Source organism: [Eubacterium] eligens ATCC 27750, from assembly GCF_000146185.1.
In the GTDB taxonomy this organism is placed as follows: Bacteria; Bacillota; Clostridia; order Lachnospirales; family Lachnospiraceae; genus Lachnospira; species Lachnospira eligens.
On record NC_012780.1, the window covers coordinates 432130 to 448069 of the forward strand.

The following is a 15940-nucleotide window of genomic DNA, read 5'->3' on the forward strand; positions in this document are numbered from 1 at the left end:
AGTATAAATCTAATTTATAGTTTCGATTGATTGATACATTTTAATTATGTATAATTATTACATTATTATTGAAACATGCACTATTTTAGAAAGGGAATTCATATGATTACTGAAAAAGACATGCAATATGTTCTTACAATTGCTAATTACGGAAATCTTACCAAAGCTGCCAATGCTCTATTCTTGTCGCAGCCGGCTTTGAGCATACATCTTAAACAGCTTGAAACTTCACTTGGCATACAGCTTTTTGAAAGAAAAGGTCGCCGCATGATTCTTACATATGCAGGCGAGGAATTCGTGAAATCTGCCAGAGATATTACTATGAAATGCTTTGAACTTGAGGACCGCATGATTGATATTGGCAAAAATGTGGCTGTTAAACTCCGCATTGGTTACATGGTACGTCAGGTTGAGTCTCTCTTTCCTTCTGTTATGACTGCATTTAACAGACTGTATCCACAGTCAGTTGTATATGCCATTGACGGACATCTCTCAGACCATGAAGAGCAGCTTCTTGTCGGTGACCTTGATATGTTCTTTGGATATAACAGCGTGAGCAACACCAGACTTTCCTATGAAACCATATATGAAGACTGTCTTGTTGCCATTCTTCCCAAAAGCCATCCTGCTGTATCTTTCGCAGAGTCTAAAGAATCATGCATCTATCCATGGCTTGATCTTGCACATGTACGAAAAGAAAGATTCATCCTGCAGCACAGCAACCAGAGTATAAGACAGCTTGAAGAAGACGCCCTTTTCTATGCTGATGTCCTGCCAGAGCTTACCTATAAGATAAGCAGTATTGACGCAGGAATCCGACTTGCTGAACATGGATATGGAATTGCATTTACACTAAACAGTTATCTTACTTCAATGAAGCTTTCACCTGATTCAGTTGTATTACAGGTTGGCGACCCAGACATGCGTATACCATTCTCCGCCGCCTTCAGAAAAGAAGATGAAAACCGGAAAGAACTGAAAGAATGGATACGGTTGACTAAAGAGCTTGTTTCCAGACAATAAAATAACCGGCTGATACTGCATTTAGATGTATCAGCCGGTATCTTAATATTATTCAATTATAATACTTCAACAAGCTCTATCCTGAAATTCAGTTCTTTTCCTGCCATCTCATGATTAGCGTCAAATGTGATATCTGTATCAGTTAAAGCAGCAACCCTTGCTGGGAATGGCTGTCCATACATATTCTGAAGATATACTTTATCATCAACTTTAAGTTCTTCTGCCCCAGGAAGCTCGCTTATAGGCAACGTTATGAAAGCTCTTGGATCAGCTTCGCCATACGCCTCCTCTGGCATAAGATGAACATCAATAACATCTCCGACATTCATTGTAGCAACAGCCTTGTCAAAGCCCTGAATCATCATTCCTGCTCCACAAGTAAATTCAAGCGGTTCACCTCTGTCGTAAGAAGAATCAAACTGTGTTCCATCGTTAAGTGTTCCTTTATAATGAACCTTTACCTTCTTTCCTACATTAGGTCCTTCAAATGATGGTGTAAATGTACCACAGCCACCGCTGCAGCCGCCACAACCACTACCACAGTCTGATTCACCTTCATCACTTCCACAATGTCCGCAACCTGACTCTTCATCTTCATGGCTTCCACAGTGTCCGCAGCCATGACCTTCTTCATGATCGTGATGATGGTCGCAATTAACTCCTGCTGATGTTAAATCGCCATTAAGATATGCCTCAACTGCTGCATCTGCTTCTCCATCTGCTCCTGAATATACATCAATTCCAGCTTCTGAAAGTGCTGTGACTGCACCGTTACCGATTCCGCCACATATAAGAACATCTACACCTTTATCCTTAAGAACAGCTGCCAATGCGCTATGACCAGCTCCATCAGTGCCAATTACCTCTGCACGGACAATATTCTTTCCTTCTGCCTCATAAATCTTAAAGCTCTCAGAATGTCCGAAATGCTGAAAAATCTGACCATTCTCGTATGTTACTGCTATTTTCATTAATAATCCTCCTGATTAATATTTATTCTCATACAACATATGAAAAATTATTTCAAAATCTTAAATAACTAAAATTCAATATCCACTGCTCCATTTGCATATTTCATATAATCAAAAAGCTTCGACGCCGTAAGAAGTTCAAGCGGATCTCTTTCAATATCATCTTCCTCAAATATCTTTGCGACTTCCTGTATTTCCGGATTAGAAAGAGAATTCATATATTGTCTCAGTTCAACTATCGGCATATTAAAAAGTTCATCTTTGCTCTTCATAAATAAAATCCTCCTTCAATATCTATTCAGTACGGCCTGTGTAAATTACCTTGCCGGTATTCCACAATTCTGCTGTTCTTCTTGCTGCATCAAGCCTGTCTTCATCATTTTTAAAACTAAATGGTGCAGACTGACATCCACAATCCATACACATTACATAATAAGAATGATCTTCTTCCTCTAATATAGAAGGTCCAAAACATCTTGGACAATCCTGCAAATCAATCATTTCATAAATTTCCATGCTACAACTCCTCATAATAATATTCTGATTTATCTTTCTAATTCTACATTCTATGTGATATAGAAATCAAGTAGAAATATCCATAACATATCTCACATTTTTATGTATTATACAATTTCAAAAGATTCATCAGATCATTAATTTCTTCAGTAATCTGCTTTCCGTTATCAGTATCCTTTACAAACACACGCTTCTTTTCCACATAAACAACCTGCGATTCAGACTCAATGTCCCTGTTACTGTTAATTGCCATATTAATACTCATAAACGGATGATGTTCTTTTATCTTCATTCCATGAGAATTATAAATAAGTGTATAACCGGCTATTCCTGTGGCAGCATGATATCCTTCGCAAAAACCGCCATCTATAACAATCAGTTTGCCATTAGCCCTTACCGGATGCTGTCCCTCCTTTGTCCTGACAGGAGTATGTCCATTTATAATATGTGCACTCTCATTGTAGAGATTAAACTCTCTTAAAATCATTTTACATATTCTTTCATTCTCATACAGGTCATAATACGGATTCTTGTCCTCTTTAATTGCATTCTTATAGTCAGCATTTCTATCCTTGTCCAGAAAAGTTCTTTCAAATGTTTTAATACACCTTCCGGTTACTGGTGATAATATATTACTCCATAAAAACCACATAAAATCAACTGCATCTGAATCTCTGGTTCTTGCCTGCCTTACCATTGATTCGCAATAATCAAGATACTCACGACCAGAATACGACTTGCAATCCACAACAATTCCATCAAATACCCCTTGTTCATCAAGTGGCACGCAACCGTGGAACAGAAGATTTCCATTATGAATCTTATAAATGCTGCCTTTTTCATATAGAAAATTGATATGCCTCTCAAGTGCCATACTGTTAATGAAATCTGCCCTGAATCTTCCCATTAGGAACATTTCTTCCATAGTAAGCTCATATGGATTATTCATATCTATGGTTGGAAATTCTGTAGTATTAAGGAAATATTCCTTATCACCAATTCTTACTGTTCCTTTATCCAGATTCATCTTATCCAACAGAAGTCTTCCTTCCATCCTGTATTCCGGGTGTCTCTTAATAAGCTGCCCTTCAAGCTTGAATAAAATCACAGAAATAGCTTTATAGACTGCATCATCAACATTTTTATCTGAATATGTATTAACTGCAAACTGTAGAAGGAACCTGAGGCTTATTCCATAACCATTCTCAAGAATCGACATAGTTTTATACTTAATATTATTTCTGACTACAAGTGCCATACACACCGGATTGCCACAAAAAGCTCCCATCCACAATATATCATGATTTCCCCACTGGATATCAACACTGTGATGTTCCATCAGTAGATCTAATATCTTATCTGCATGTGGTCCTCTGTCATATATGTCTCCCAGTATATGAAGATGATCCACGGCAAGTCTTTTAATCAAGTCGGTAAGTGCAACAAGAAATTCATCACCATTATGAAGACTCAGAATTGTTTCCATAATCTGCCTGTGGTACACACTCCTATTGTCATCTTCATCTTTCTGCGCATGAATAAGCTCATCAATGATATATGCAAAATCCACAGGCATTGCTTTTCGCACCTTAGATCTTGTGTACTTAGAAGACAGAAGCTTTGCAATCTGAATCAGCTGGTTAAGTACATTTCTGTACCATTCATCATTCACCTTATTCTCATCCATAAGAATAGAAAGCTTCTCTCTTGGATAATATATCAGAGTGCACAGCTCCTGCTGCTCATATACAGTAAGTTCATCTCCATACAGCATCGCTACCTTCTCTCTAATTACTCCCGAACAATTATTAATTATATGGTAAAATGCATCATATTCCCCATGAAGGTCACTCATAAAATGCTCTGTTCCCTTTGGCAGATTCATAATTGCATTCAGGTTAATAAGTTCGCGGTAAACTGACTGTTTTGTGGGATATTTTTCCTTTAATAACTTTAGATATTTATCGTATTCCTTCATAGGTTCTCCTTTTATCGTGTATTTGAGGTTTAAATTTCATCTTTCAAACTTTTTGATTTCATACGATTATTATAGGAGATTCATGTATAAAACACAATAATAACTAAGTCCGAGACAATGTCCCATATTTTGAAGCAGATGTTTTATCAGTATTTTCACGAAAAACTCGTACAAATCTTTCCTCTTCCGGAGTAAGGCTCACTTTCAAATTCTTTTCATCAGGTAATTCACATATGCACTTATATAACATTCTATTCTGCAGATTTATCGCTAACCCCCGTTCAATTAACGAAGGCAGTACAAAACTGGCTGTTGTTACAGCATGCAATAAAATTTCACGATAAAATTTCATGTAAGTGCAACCTTAAATTAAGTAATATTCATATAAAATTTCTATTAATCCACCATCATTAATCATAAATTAATTTAACCTGTTCATTATTATTTAAAACTTTTATCATATTTTTCTTTAATGTTTTTTGCTATATTTTTGGTTTTAATTCCTGTCACTAAGCTAATTTCGTCTTTATATGGCATTCTTGGTGCGTATAAAGATATATAAGCATTTCCTATTGCACCTTGAAAGAAAATCATTTTTGGATTTTCACTTTTTCCAAATGATAAAATATGTTTTCTTGAAATTCCTGGATATGGATCTATATAGTATATTTCTTTTATTCCTAACTGATATGCTTTTTTTGAACATAATTCACAAGGACTTGCTGTTGTAAATAATTTTCCTCCTTGAATCTTAGCCCCTCCATATTTAGCAATCTGCAAAAAAGCATTTTCTTCAGCATGTAATGCTCTTGTATGTACTTGATTTTTTTCTCCTGTCCAACCAGTATAAATATCTTTAAAACAATATGAAAAACATTTTCCCGCTTTTTTCTCCTGAATATCTTTCTCTTTAAGAGATTGATTAATTTCATTCATAATTTCACTAAAATATTCATCTTCGAGTTCATATTCACTAAAAGTCTCTTCATCCTTATTTTTACAATAATCCTCTACACATCTTAAATTACATGATACTTGTCCTTTAGGAACATCATTCCATCCAACTGACCGTATTGAAAAATCTTCTCCTGTTACTACAGCCCCAACCTGTCTAGATAAACAGCCAGAATTATATTTTGCATTAAAAGCTAATTGCATACATCGTTCTACATGTGTGGGGGTTATTAATCCCGGCTGTAATATCAAAGAAATATATTTTACAATCTGTTCAGTTAATTCGTAGTATTTATGATTCTCAACATTTGGATTATATAAATAAACATCTGAATTTTCTAAGCATGCTGAAATATTTTGATGATAAAATATATCATTATTATCTGGATATTCTATTTTATCCAAACCTATTAATTCTTTTCTATTTAATCCTAACCTATTTTGTCTATATTCATCTTCTGTATTAATAGCAAATGTATAAAATGCTCTATATCGATCTCTGAAATATTGTATTTCAAATGAATTTCTTAATGCATCTATGCATATTCTTGTTCTTTCTTTATCTTTATTTTGTAATTCCTCCAGTCTATTAATCATTTTGACAATATCATTAATTCTTTCAACTAAAGTTATCTCTTTTCCAATAACTTCACTATTATTATAATATTCACCAGAACTTCTAATATTATTTCCTACAGATTGCATAAAATATGAATACAAATTATATACATTTGTATTCTGAGATTTTGAATTTTTAGATTTTTCCTGAACTGTAATTGTATCTAACTTATTTTTAAATTTATTTTTAGCAGTTACAATATTTTCCGTAAAGTATTTAATCATTTTGTTTAACTGTTCTAAATTTTCTTTTTTTAAAGATTCCACATACTTTGGATTATTATTTAAATTTTTAATCCAATCTGCTAATTGTTTGTCAATAACTTCATTTTCAATTTCTTTAATATTTTCTACTTTTTCTTCTGATAAAACTTCAACTATATTCTTTTTTAATTCTTCTTTTTCTTTTATTTCTACTTCATTAGAAATTTTATCTATATAATTAAACAAATTTTTATATGTTCCTTGAAGTATAAATGAAAAAATAATTGAACTTGCTTCTATAACTGTAAATTTTTTCCATCTTTCATCTTCTGCCATAAATCTATATACAATACTATATTTCCTTTCATCAGAATGTTTGAAATCACATGTTTTACTATCTTTCAAATCAAGTTCATTAATATTATCTGTTGAAAGAATTTTGGCAACTGTTGTACAGCCCGCTCCAGTTCTTCCTGTTAAGCCAATTAAAATAAATTTATCCCTTTGTCTATATAAACACTTTACTGCATCTGCTTTATCTTTCATTATATCCCCCCATAATCTTATTTATTTAATATTAAAAACACAACAAGAGAGGTCTCTTCAACCTCTCTTTAAATCAAATATCATATCTTCAAAAATAGACTTCTTTTTTACAACATGAATTAACCCAACATTATCCATAACATAATACTCTCCTCGACATATATATCATTGAATTAATCCAAACAATTATTTTCACATTCCGACTTATTTAAAGTCTAACATACAATATAACATTTATCAATCTAATACCCTAAATAATTTAAGAATATCAAAATACATTTACCTTATAATATATTTTTAATATAAAATATAGAAAATTATTAAATTATGTCATAAAATTCTCGGCTTAATTAATAATTAAATTTAATCTATATACTGAAAAGACTGTGGTGCACTATTTACTCCGAAATCTTTTAATTCTTTTGGCTTGCCATATTTGATAACGTTTTTTAATTTATAAGCAACTGCTTGATCTCTATCTCTATAATATTTATCAAAAAAATTTTTATCAATTCCTGACTTTGCTTTTGTTTTTTCCCAAATAGTCTCTGGTTCATCAACAAGAACATCTTCGACTTCAGCTTCTCCTACTATTTTCATAATTGGAGTTGTAGAATAAATTAGGATCTTATCTACATGTCTTTTACATGCCTTTTTTCTAAATTCATATTTTTTACTTCCATTCAATATATTTTCTACATGATTAGGATTAATTGATAATAATATTGCACACATTATTTTCACTCCATTTCAAAATTTTATATAACATATTATACTGTAATCAATTTATGATTGCAACTCAGCCCAAACATTAGTTCTCGTCGATAAAAATTTCATTGGTCTCTCCCATATGAATTATTTTTTTAAACTGTTCATTGGTCATTTCAAAAAAGCCCCAATATTGATTTCTCTCTAAGCCAATTTCTTCAATCAAGTCATGACGTACAATCCTCTTTTTTAAAGCTGCATTGTAAGTCATTTTTATAGCTTTACATCCTCCTTGACGAAACCAATGATATAAATCATTCTTATCAAACACACTATATTTGCTTATATATCTGTAAAATTCTTCAAACGAATTAAATTCATTCTGGTTTTTCACTTCTTCTATAACACAAACAGATGTTGCTACTGCAGAATACTCCGCACTTTTCCCATTTTCAGCAGTTCTATAAATAATAACTATATCTCCATATTTCAACATTTCAACTTGTTTCATCGAACATACATATACTTTTTGAATTGAATTTGTATAAGAAGCATCTGTAATAATATTTTTATTCTCTGTGGTTAGAATAGAATCTGGAAACATAACTGAATGATATTTAGGATAAATACCCAACAAATATTTCTTTACTGATTTGTAATCTACTAAAGGAAAATCTTTTTTAATATCTCCTGTTATTATATTCATTCTTTTCAAATAAACATTTTCTTTATTTTCACCTTTTCCTTTTGTTCCATACAATTCAAAACCAAACTGTTGCACCAAATCGATAAGCGATTTATGTTTTTCATAAATAGTTACATAACACGCATCTACTTTTTCGCACAAAGCACAATCCATAATTATTTTGATAAATTGTTCTCCCATTTTAGTTCCATGTGCATCAATTTTAAAAGTTCCAACCTTTAATATTTTGTCAGCATAAATAGGTGGCACAACATCTTCAACATGCATTTTTTCAATTTTCAAATACAAAAAACCGACTAACTTTTCATCAATGTATTGAACAAATGCATTCTGATTACTTTTTCTTTTAAACCAATCATCAAAACCAGGATAATCTGCTCTTAAAGATTGAAAAAAAGGATCTTGTAAATTAATTTCTTCAAATGTCTTTTTTATAATATTATTCAATCTATCCCCTCCAATCTCATTAATTTTTCATAAATTCTGCTTTAGTACACCAATTCTAAAGAATATCATTATTGCCATTAAATAACATAAAAATCTGATAATGTATACTCTCTCTTATGTACTCTCGACGCTTCATTATACTTTCTCATAGCAACCGCAAGAACCATTTGGTACTGAAGTAATTCTTCACGAAATCATAGAATTTTACATTTATTATCTTTAAATTCTTTTTGCAGAAACTATTTACCTATACACAAGCTGTTTGTATGTTTTATTATCAACCAAAATTCTATTTGGAGAAATTACAGAAACATTTACTCCATTTTTATCTTTCTTCTTTCGGGTTATTTCTCCATACGCAATAACCATAATTTTATTGGGATGTTTTTGCACTAATTCTTTTACTTTGGATACATATATTTCAAATTCTTGCACTCCAGACGATAATTCATTTGAGTAGAATGCTTCTGGAAAAGCAATATTAACAGTACTATGTTTCGTTGCTAAATTAAAGTAAGCATATTTTCCTTTTTTCTTATCCTCTTCTAACTGAACATTACTTATAAATCCGTAAACTGATTTTCTACATCCAATATCATCAGTACTTATATATTCAGCATCTTCATAATAAATTCTTGGCAAACATTCACTCTTTTTCCCATTTTCATCACCTTCAAATACTGCAACTTCATCTTCGCCAATTACATCAACTTCCATACTACCATTAGGAGGATCAATTATATCTTCATCCGAATATTGTTTAAGTAATCCCTCCATTTTTCTTTTTAATCGTCGTAATATTATTTCTTCACTTAGCTCTATACTTTGATAATAAGCATTTAACTTTTTTCTTCCCATTTTACCCTTATAATCAACATGATAAGGACAACTTTTTTCATGTAAATTTCCCTCTTTATTCCATGTACTAAAGAATTTAATATCATTTTTTCTTTGTGTAAATTTTATTCTAGCTTGGCATCCCTTGATGCATGTTAAATACCCTTTGTATTTTGCTTCGTATTCGTTTTTCTCTAAATTTTCGCAATATATTTTCTTCTTGCTGTCTCCTTCAACATTTGATATTGCATACATTATTTTTCTTGCCATGTATTATACCTCCATTGTTTGGTATCCATTTTAAAAAAATTATTATTTATCAACCTATCATATAGTATCATTTTAATCGCAAATATTTTGCAACATATTATAATTTTCATTATCTACGACCATACAATTTAGCTTATGCCTTCATTATTGCGTTCAAAATATGACTCTTCAACTATTGCATATCACTTTATTAATAAAAATTTGATCAGTTAATAATTCTTTCACAAACAGTTTAGTTAAAAAATAAGCACATCAATTTCTCCTTCTTTTTAAAAATGGAATTAAATTACATGTAACACTTCAAGAGAGGCCTCATCAACCTCTCTCCATCATATATCCCAGTCCCCAAGGGGACTTCGTTTCACAACCTGAATTAACCCAACCTTACCCATAGTACATTACTCCTAACCTATGTATCTTTGAATTAATCCAAACAATTATTTTCGCAATCCGACTTGTCTAAATAATAACATATTATAATCAGTTTATCAATCAATATTACAATTCTCTACCTGAATTATCTGCTCCAATCACAAACCACATTCCAGAATAACAAAAAAACTCCGCCAGCAAAGCAAATGCTTCACCAACGGAGGTCAATTTCACATATATTGAATTAAAAATTTATGCATTATTTTGTGTCAATAACAAAACTAGAACTAGACAAATGCATACCTACATCTTAATCAGACCTTCGTAATAATAGCACCCCCGTTTCCCTCTATTTCCACAGTTTTATTACCTGCAATTATATAGAAACTATCACCCGCTTTATATGCCTTAACATCTTCTCCTACTCGGATAGTTCCACATCCTTCCGTGAATATCACAGAGCGGAAAGAAGCTGTATCGACATTAATTGATACTGAATCGGATATATCATGTTTATAACATTCAAAATATTTGCAGCTTACTAATAACTGACCTTCTGATGAGTCCGCTTCAATAGTTGCTGCGGCTTCATTCAAAGCTTCATCATATGCATTACTGCTGCTTTCATATGGCACATATCTTTTAGTATCAACAACATCAAGAGCCTTATCGACATGCAGCTCTCGTTTATTTCCGAACTTGTCCCTACGGTCATAATCATACATTCTGTAAGTACAATTTGAATTCTGCTGGATTTCACATATAAGGATTCCAGCTCCGATAGCATGAATCGTACCGGCTTTTACCATGACGCAATTGCCTTTGCTGACTTCAATCTTATTAAAAATTTATGTTATATATTTCATCCTATTCATTATCATTAATCCACTCATTATCATATGGTAAATCGTTAATATCAATAGCAATATTAAGAAGCTTTTCACGATTTTCATCCAAAAAATTTTTAAGATCTTTAATTGTTTTCTCTCTATTCATCAATCCACCTTCCATTTATTACTACGCTTTTATCATTATATAATTTCAACTTATACTTTACGCTTATCACGGTTAAATAAATTCTCTCATACTCCTCCAACACCAATCCTCAAGGATATAACCATCCCCATCCCCAATCCCATCCGTACACCCAGCAATCATCTCATCATCCGAAATATAATTTACAATATTACATATAGGAATATTCATAGTTACAAGTATATCTTGTAAAGGCAGTTTATTTTCTAAAAACATAAACCTGAATAACCATTTTCTGAAATTAGCGGGAGAAAAATTATTATAAAACCTGCCCCTTTATATCCAACTGCAAAAATTCTCATTATTATCAACACATTTTTATATTGTACTTTTAAAATTTAACATACTCTCCTGTCAAATTTATTTTTCGTTGTCAACATTGTCAACCTCTTGCTGACCTTTTTCTTCCACATTTTCCATATATTTTTTTGCATCCTTCATAAAGCTAACCGCAATCATCACAATTACCGCTCCAATCGGGAATGCCGCCACAATACTCACCGACTGAAGATTGTTCATAGAACTTTCTGCAAACAGCAAAGCAATTGGAAGCAAAATCAGCAAAATACACCACATAAACTGAATGCCCTTATTCGGTTGCTCACCATCTCTCAATGTGTGATAGCTGTAGCAGGATGCTGTCAATGCAATTGAGTCAAAAGACGTCGCATAAAAAGCAATCATTGTCAACAAAACAACTACCATAATAACAGGCGCACCAGGCATCGTCTTAATGATAGATACAATCATCCCGTACAGGTCACCGCTCTCCAGATACTGTGCAATAAAATCAGCTTTTCCGGTCACCTGCATTCCCATAGAGTAGTTACCCAGTACAATAAAGCTCGTCAATGTGGAACCAACACCAAATATATAGCCACCAAGAATTGTCTGACGCACTGTTCTACCACGAGAAATGCTTCCGATAAAGAACGGAGCAGCCACACACCAAACCATCCAATAAGCCCAATAGTAAATCGTCCAATTCTGCGGAAAGTTCGATGTACGGAGCGGGTCAGTAAATGTAGACAGATCAACAAAGTTCTGTATCATTCGACCAAGTGAAGAAAAACCAGTTTCAATAATGTACCGTGTTTCTCCACCAAACAGCAGCACAAAGGCAATCAGACCAAAGAACATATAAATACAAATGTTTGCCAACTTGCTGATCCCCCTAAATCCATGCAGTAAGGAATATGTATATACAGCGCAGGTAATCAGAAGAATAATAATGTTAATTACAGTACGACTAACGGCAACATGGAACAGTTCGCCAATAATAGTTGCCATAAGCGGTGTTGCCACGCTAAATGTGGTAGCAGTACCAGCAAGGAGTGCAAATACAGCTAACAGGTCAATAATGCGACCTACCCAGCCATCAGTATGCTTTCCAAGAATCGGGCGGCATGCCTCTGAATACTTCTGACGGTTTCTTTTTCTTACATGGAGCATAAAGCCAAAGGCAACAGCCAGTACCAGATAGAATCCCCACGGAATGAAGCTCCAATGGAACAGTGGATATACGCCTGCCCAATCCTGAATACTTCCCATCTCTGTCAGATGCGGATCAGTTGCATACAACACCCATTCCGAAAACGAATAGAACAGAATATCTGCTGCAAGACCACAGGTGAACATCATTGAACCCCACACAAAAAAAGAATACTTCGGCTTCTCATTTTGCTCGCCAAAAACTATGTTACCGTACTTAGAACCAGCAATATACAGAGAAAGAATGAAAATTCCCAATCCAATTACTAAGTAATATGTTCCAAAAGTATCACCTAAAAAAAAACGAATCTGGCTCAGTACTGCATTCGATTGTTCTGGTGCCAAAAAGAATAGAACACATAATGCAATTACGATTGCCAAGGGCACCAGTGTTATCATCCAGTCTATTTTTCCATGTTCTTTTTTAGTATTCATTTACTTTTCCTCCACATATTTTTTATAGCTGGCATCTAAAGCAATTAGCTCACTCAAATTATCCACCTCTGTAATATCGTCTCTATTCATAGGACGGATACCCAATTGATACTCCTTTGGGTAGCAGAACATCGCCACATCATCCCAGTAGATTTGTTGATTCTTCTTTTGTTCAAACTCAATTTCAAGATGACGTTTTAGTTTTTTCCCATCCTCTGCAGTCCAGCGAGAAATACTGTACAGCTGCCATCCGCCTTTTCCACCTGTCCGACTGCATGCCGTAACAATGCCATTCTCAACATTCTGAAGCCACTCATCCGTTTCACCATCTGTCCAAACACTGTTATAACCAGAGCGTTCAAATTCTGGTGCAAGAATTTCAGGATTATAAATAATCTGATCACCATCCAGAATAATCGCATTTTCAATATGCTCTCGTGCTACATAAAGGGAAGATATATTGTTGCAAGTATCATAGTATGGATTTTCAATCAACCTGACACCAAAATACTCCTTTTCAAGTGTCACAAACTGTTCTTTAAGATAACCGACAACAACATAAATTTCATAAATTTCATTTTCATGCAGACCATCAATGACTGTGTCGATCATTCGCACCCCATTCACTTTAACCATAGGTTTCGGTGTTGACAGTGTCACTGGGTGCATTCGATTTCCTAAACCAGCTGCCATAATAATAGCTCTTTCTACTTTTGGCATTTACTCTTCCTCCCCTTGCTTTTTCAATTCTTCTTGAACGATTCGATAGTAATCCTTTGCATATCGGTACTGTCGAAGCGAATACTCACCAAACTCCACACCGAGATTTCTCTTATACTCACACCAGTTGCTCCATAAAAGTCCGCAAGCTGCAATATAACAATAAATCTTGATTCTAATCTCATCACTACAGCCTTCAGTAAAGTAGGCTGCAATTAATCGATCAACCTGACGTTTATTATAAAGAGAATAAATACAGAACATTGCAACGTCCACATGAGGATCCTGCATTCCTGCATACTCCCAGTCAATCAGTCTGATTTCTTCTTTTCCGTCCTTCTCCACAAAAAGGAAATTATCCGGTACTGCATCAATATGAGTCAGAACTTTTTCTCCCACATGTACATCAATATAAGGCTTTAGTGACAAAACATTTGCTTTTGTTTTCTCATAATCCTTATAAATAGAAGGCGTTCCATCCCACAGTGTTTCGTAGAACTCCGTCTGCCAAAAAATATCAAACTCATGATTTACTTTTAATTTCAAGTCATGGAACGCATGTAGCCGCATCATACATTTCTTAACGTCTTCGTAGTTCAATGGATTGCATACTCTTGCGCCTTCCAAGAATTCCGTGATTTTATAGCCATTTTGTGGGTTGATATACGCAATATCATCGCAGATGTGCTTTCCGTCAATAACTTGATAAACTGCTGCCTCCTGACGACGATTGATAAGCTGGTCAGTTCCCTCTCCCGGAATACGCATGATATATTTTTTCCCTTTGCAAGTAAACAGAAAAGACCGATTTGTCATACCTTTTTTCAAAACAGTAATATCCATAACCGCTTCCGGCTTTGCTTTTAGAGCATTGCAAATCGCCTGAATTGCATCTGTTTTCAACTGATTAGAATCGCTGTCGATTTCCCGTAGTTGCTCATAAGTATTGATTTCAACTACATCTGCTGAATGAACCACGCGAGCTAGTACTATCATCCGATCCTTGTTATAAAGAGCTTCCTCCCAGAATGCTCCATCATACCGCTGATTTTTACATAACTCCTCTATACATTTCGCAACTGTATCGGCATCCTCTTTTACCAGATAGCAGATACCAATCATTGCATTGCCACCAGAACTTTCTGGCACAGTTACCAGTTCCATTTTACGATTAACGCGAACATTGCTTTCATTGACCACCATGTCACTAACCATATACCAGGAATACAATTCATGGCGATGAAACGGATTTCGATCACACCAGATATCACAAGGAATAATGTAAGCATTCTCCAAATGTTCTTTTACAAGTTTGATCGAATGTAAATTGTTCTTTACCGCATAATCATCATTAACTACGAGTTCTACACAATATTCATCAATCAAGTACTCATATTTTTCTTTCATGAAACCTACAACCACATAGATTTCTTTAATCCCCACTTCATGAAGCTGCTTGATAATACGTTCAATTAATGGCTCACCATTGACTTCCAAAAGACCTTTTGGCATTTCCGTATTAATGGGAACCATCCGCATACCGAATCCCGCTGCCAGGATAACAGCACGCTGTGGAGTTTTCTGTTTGAATTCTGTAATTGCTTTCACTGTTGGACGTATAGATTCATCTAAGTAATCAGCTTTGATAAGTTCCTTTAGTGAACGGTTTACTACTCCTAATGAATGACCTGATACTTCTGCTAGAATCCTTTGATTGATATATGGTTTCAATAAAAGCGTGTTCAAGATATCGCTTTCTTGTTTGTTCATTATTTTTCATTTCCTTTCTTTCATGATTTTTCTTATCATTCTTTTCGTGAACACATTGTTAAACATAAACCTCCATTTCTGGAGGTTGTGTTCATTTCTGTTTATATTTGTACTAAATTTCTCTATAATATTTTTTATAAAATCCGGTGTGGCAGTATTGGTGATTTCAAATGTAACTCCATTGGTTTTTATTACAGCTACTATCGTATTATCTTTAAAATAACTGTCATCATTTTTATTTTTACATGGATTGTATTCTTTTTTACATTCGTCTGTAATACCATCTTCCAACGTAATTCATCATCTCCAAGCTGAACCGTTGTTTCAAATGTGATTCTT

General features: G+C 33.8%; 15 protein-coding genes. 1 reads left to right on the forward strand and 14 read right to left on the reverse strand.

Annotated elements, in window-relative coordinates:
* Positions 1-102 precede the first annotated feature (102 nt).
* Complete coding sequence (locus EUBELI_RS12535) at positions 103-1023, forward strand: LysR family transcriptional regulator (protein ID WP_041688961.1); 921 nt, start codon at positions 103-105, stop codon at positions 1021-1023.
* Positions 1024-1079: 56 nt separating this feature from the next.
* Here EUBELI_RS12535 and EUBELI_RS12540 read toward each other — a convergent pair whose 3' ends face one another.
* The 14 genes from EUBELI_RS12540 to EUBELI_RS12605 form a co-directional block, all read right to left on the reverse strand.
* Positions 1080-1994 carry an FKBP-type peptidyl-prolyl cis-trans isomerase gene (locus tag EUBELI_RS12540; RefSeq protein ID WP_012740742.1) on the reverse strand — a complete coding sequence of 305 codons (915 nt, stop codon included), beginning with the start codon at positions 1992-1994 and terminating at the stop codon, positions 1080-1082.
* 68 nt (positions 1995-2062) lie between these two features.
* On the reverse strand, positions 2063-2266 hold the full coding sequence (locus EUBELI_RS12545) for a hypothetical protein (protein WP_012740743.1): 204 nt from the start codon (positions 2264-2266) through the stop codon (positions 2063-2065).
* 22 nt (positions 2267-2288) lie between these two features.
* Positions 2289-2510, reverse strand: coding sequence for a Lar family restriction alleviation protein (locus tag EUBELI_RS12550; protein ID WP_012740744.1), 222 nt, complete (start codon positions 2508-2510; stop codon positions 2289-2291).
* 100 nt (positions 2511-2610) lie between these two features.
* A complete protein-coding gene (locus tag EUBELI_RS12555; RefSeq protein ID WP_012740745.1) occupies positions 2611-4488 on the reverse strand; it encodes a fructose-bisphosphatase class III in 1878 nt (625 codons plus the stop codon).
* A 441-nt stretch (positions 4489-4929) separates the two neighbouring features.
* Positions 4930-6810, reverse strand: a complete 1881-nt coding sequence (locus EUBELI_RS12560; protein ID WP_012740747.1) for a cytidine/deoxycytidylate deaminase family protein — start codon at positions 6808-6810, stop codon at positions 4930-4932.
* Positions 6811-7173: 363 nt separating this feature from the next.
* A complete protein-coding gene (locus EUBELI_RS12565) occupies positions 7174-7545 on the reverse strand; it encodes an ASCH domain-containing protein (RefSeq protein ID WP_012740748.1) in 372 nt (123 codons plus the stop codon).
* A 76-nt stretch (positions 7546-7621) separates the two neighbouring features.
* Entirely contained in the window at positions 7622-8671 is a 1050-nt protein-coding gene (locus EUBELI_RS12570) for a hypothetical protein (protein WP_012740749.1), read from the reverse strand.
* Between the two features lie 243 nt (positions 8672-8914).
* A complete protein-coding gene (locus tag EUBELI_RS13820) occupies positions 8915-9778 on the reverse strand; it encodes a hypothetical protein (RefSeq protein WP_012740750.1) in 864 nt (287 codons plus the stop codon).
* A gap of 686 nt (positions 9779-10464) precedes the next feature.
* Positions 10465-10959: a mannose-6-phosphate isomerase gene (locus tag EUBELI_RS12580; protein WP_012740751.1), complete on the reverse strand. Its 495-nt coding sequence runs from the start codon at positions 10957-10959 to the stop codon at positions 10465-10467.
* Positions 10960-11017: 58 nt separating this feature from the next.
* Positions 11018-11149: a hypothetical protein gene (locus EUBELI_RS14860; protein WP_265416931.1), complete on the reverse strand. Its 132-nt coding sequence runs from the start codon at positions 11147-11149 to the stop codon at positions 11018-11020.
* A gap of 396 nt (positions 11150-11545) precedes the next feature.
* A complete protein-coding gene (locus EUBELI_RS12590; protein ID WP_012740754.1) occupies positions 11546-13111 on the reverse strand; it encodes a BCCT family transporter in 1566 nt (521 codons plus the stop codon).
* Positions 13112-13831: an NTP transferase domain-containing protein gene (locus EUBELI_RS12595; protein ID WP_012740755.1), complete on the reverse strand. Its 720-nt coding sequence runs from the start codon at positions 13829-13831 to the stop codon at positions 13112-13114. It abuts the gene before it with no gap.
* Positions 13832-15601: an NTP transferase domain-containing protein gene (locus tag EUBELI_RS12600; protein ID WP_012740756.1), complete on the reverse strand. Its 1770-nt coding sequence runs from the start codon at positions 15599-15601 to the stop codon at positions 13832-13834.
* Positions 15602-15607: 6 nt separating this feature from the next.
* A complete protein-coding gene (locus EUBELI_RS12605) occupies positions 15608-15892 on the reverse strand; it encodes a hypothetical protein (protein WP_012740757.1) in 285 nt (94 codons plus the stop codon).
* Positions 15893-15940 lie beyond the last annotated feature (48 nt).

Excerpts from the sequence above, each read along its gene's own strand:
- EUBELI_RS12535 (WP_041688961.1), top strand. The coding sequence starts at position 103 with ATGATTACTGAAAAAGACATGCAATATGTTCTTACAATTGCTAATTAC.
- EUBELI_RS12540 (WP_012740742.1), bottom strand. The coding sequence starts at position 1,994 with ATGAAAATAGCAGTAACATACGAGAATGGTCAGATTTTTCAGCATTTC.
- EUBELI_RS12545 (WP_012740743.1), bottom strand. The coding sequence starts at position 2,266 with ATGAAGAGCAAAGATGAACTTTTTAATATGCCGATAGTTGAACTGAGA.
- EUBELI_RS12550 (WP_012740744.1), bottom strand. The coding sequence starts at position 2,510 with ATGGAAATTTATGAAATGATTGATTTGCAGGATTGTCCAAGATGTTTT.
- EUBELI_RS12555 (WP_012740745.1), bottom strand. The coding sequence starts at position 4,488 with ATGAAGGAATACGATAAATATCTAAAGTTATTAAAGGAAAAATATCCC.
- EUBELI_RS12560 (WP_012740747.1), bottom strand. The coding sequence starts at position 6,810 with ATGAAAGATAAAGCAGATGCAGTAAAGTGTTTATATAGACAAAGGGAT.
- EUBELI_RS12565 (WP_012740748.1), bottom strand. The coding sequence starts at position 7,545 with ATGTGTGCAATATTATTATCAATTAATCCTAATCATGTAGAAAATATA.
- EUBELI_RS13820 (WP_012740750.1), bottom strand. The coding sequence starts at position 9,778 with ATGGCAAGAAAAATAATGTATGCAATATCAAATGTTGAAGGAGACAGC.
- EUBELI_RS12580 (WP_012740751.1), bottom strand. The coding sequence starts at position 10,959 with ATGGTAAAAGCCGGTACGATTCATGCTATCGGAGCTGGAATCCTTATA.
- EUBELI_RS12590 (WP_012740754.1), bottom strand. The coding sequence starts at position 13,111 with ATGAATACTAAAAAAGAACATGGAAAAATAGACTGGATGATAACACTG.
- EUBELI_RS12595 (WP_012740755.1), bottom strand. The coding sequence starts at position 13,831 with ATGCCAAAAGTAGAAAGAGCTATTATTATGGCAGCTGGTTTAGGAAAT.
- EUBELI_RS12600 (WP_012740756.1), bottom strand. The coding sequence starts at position 15,601 with ATGAACAAACAAGAAAGCGATATCTTGAACACGCTTTTATTGAAACCA.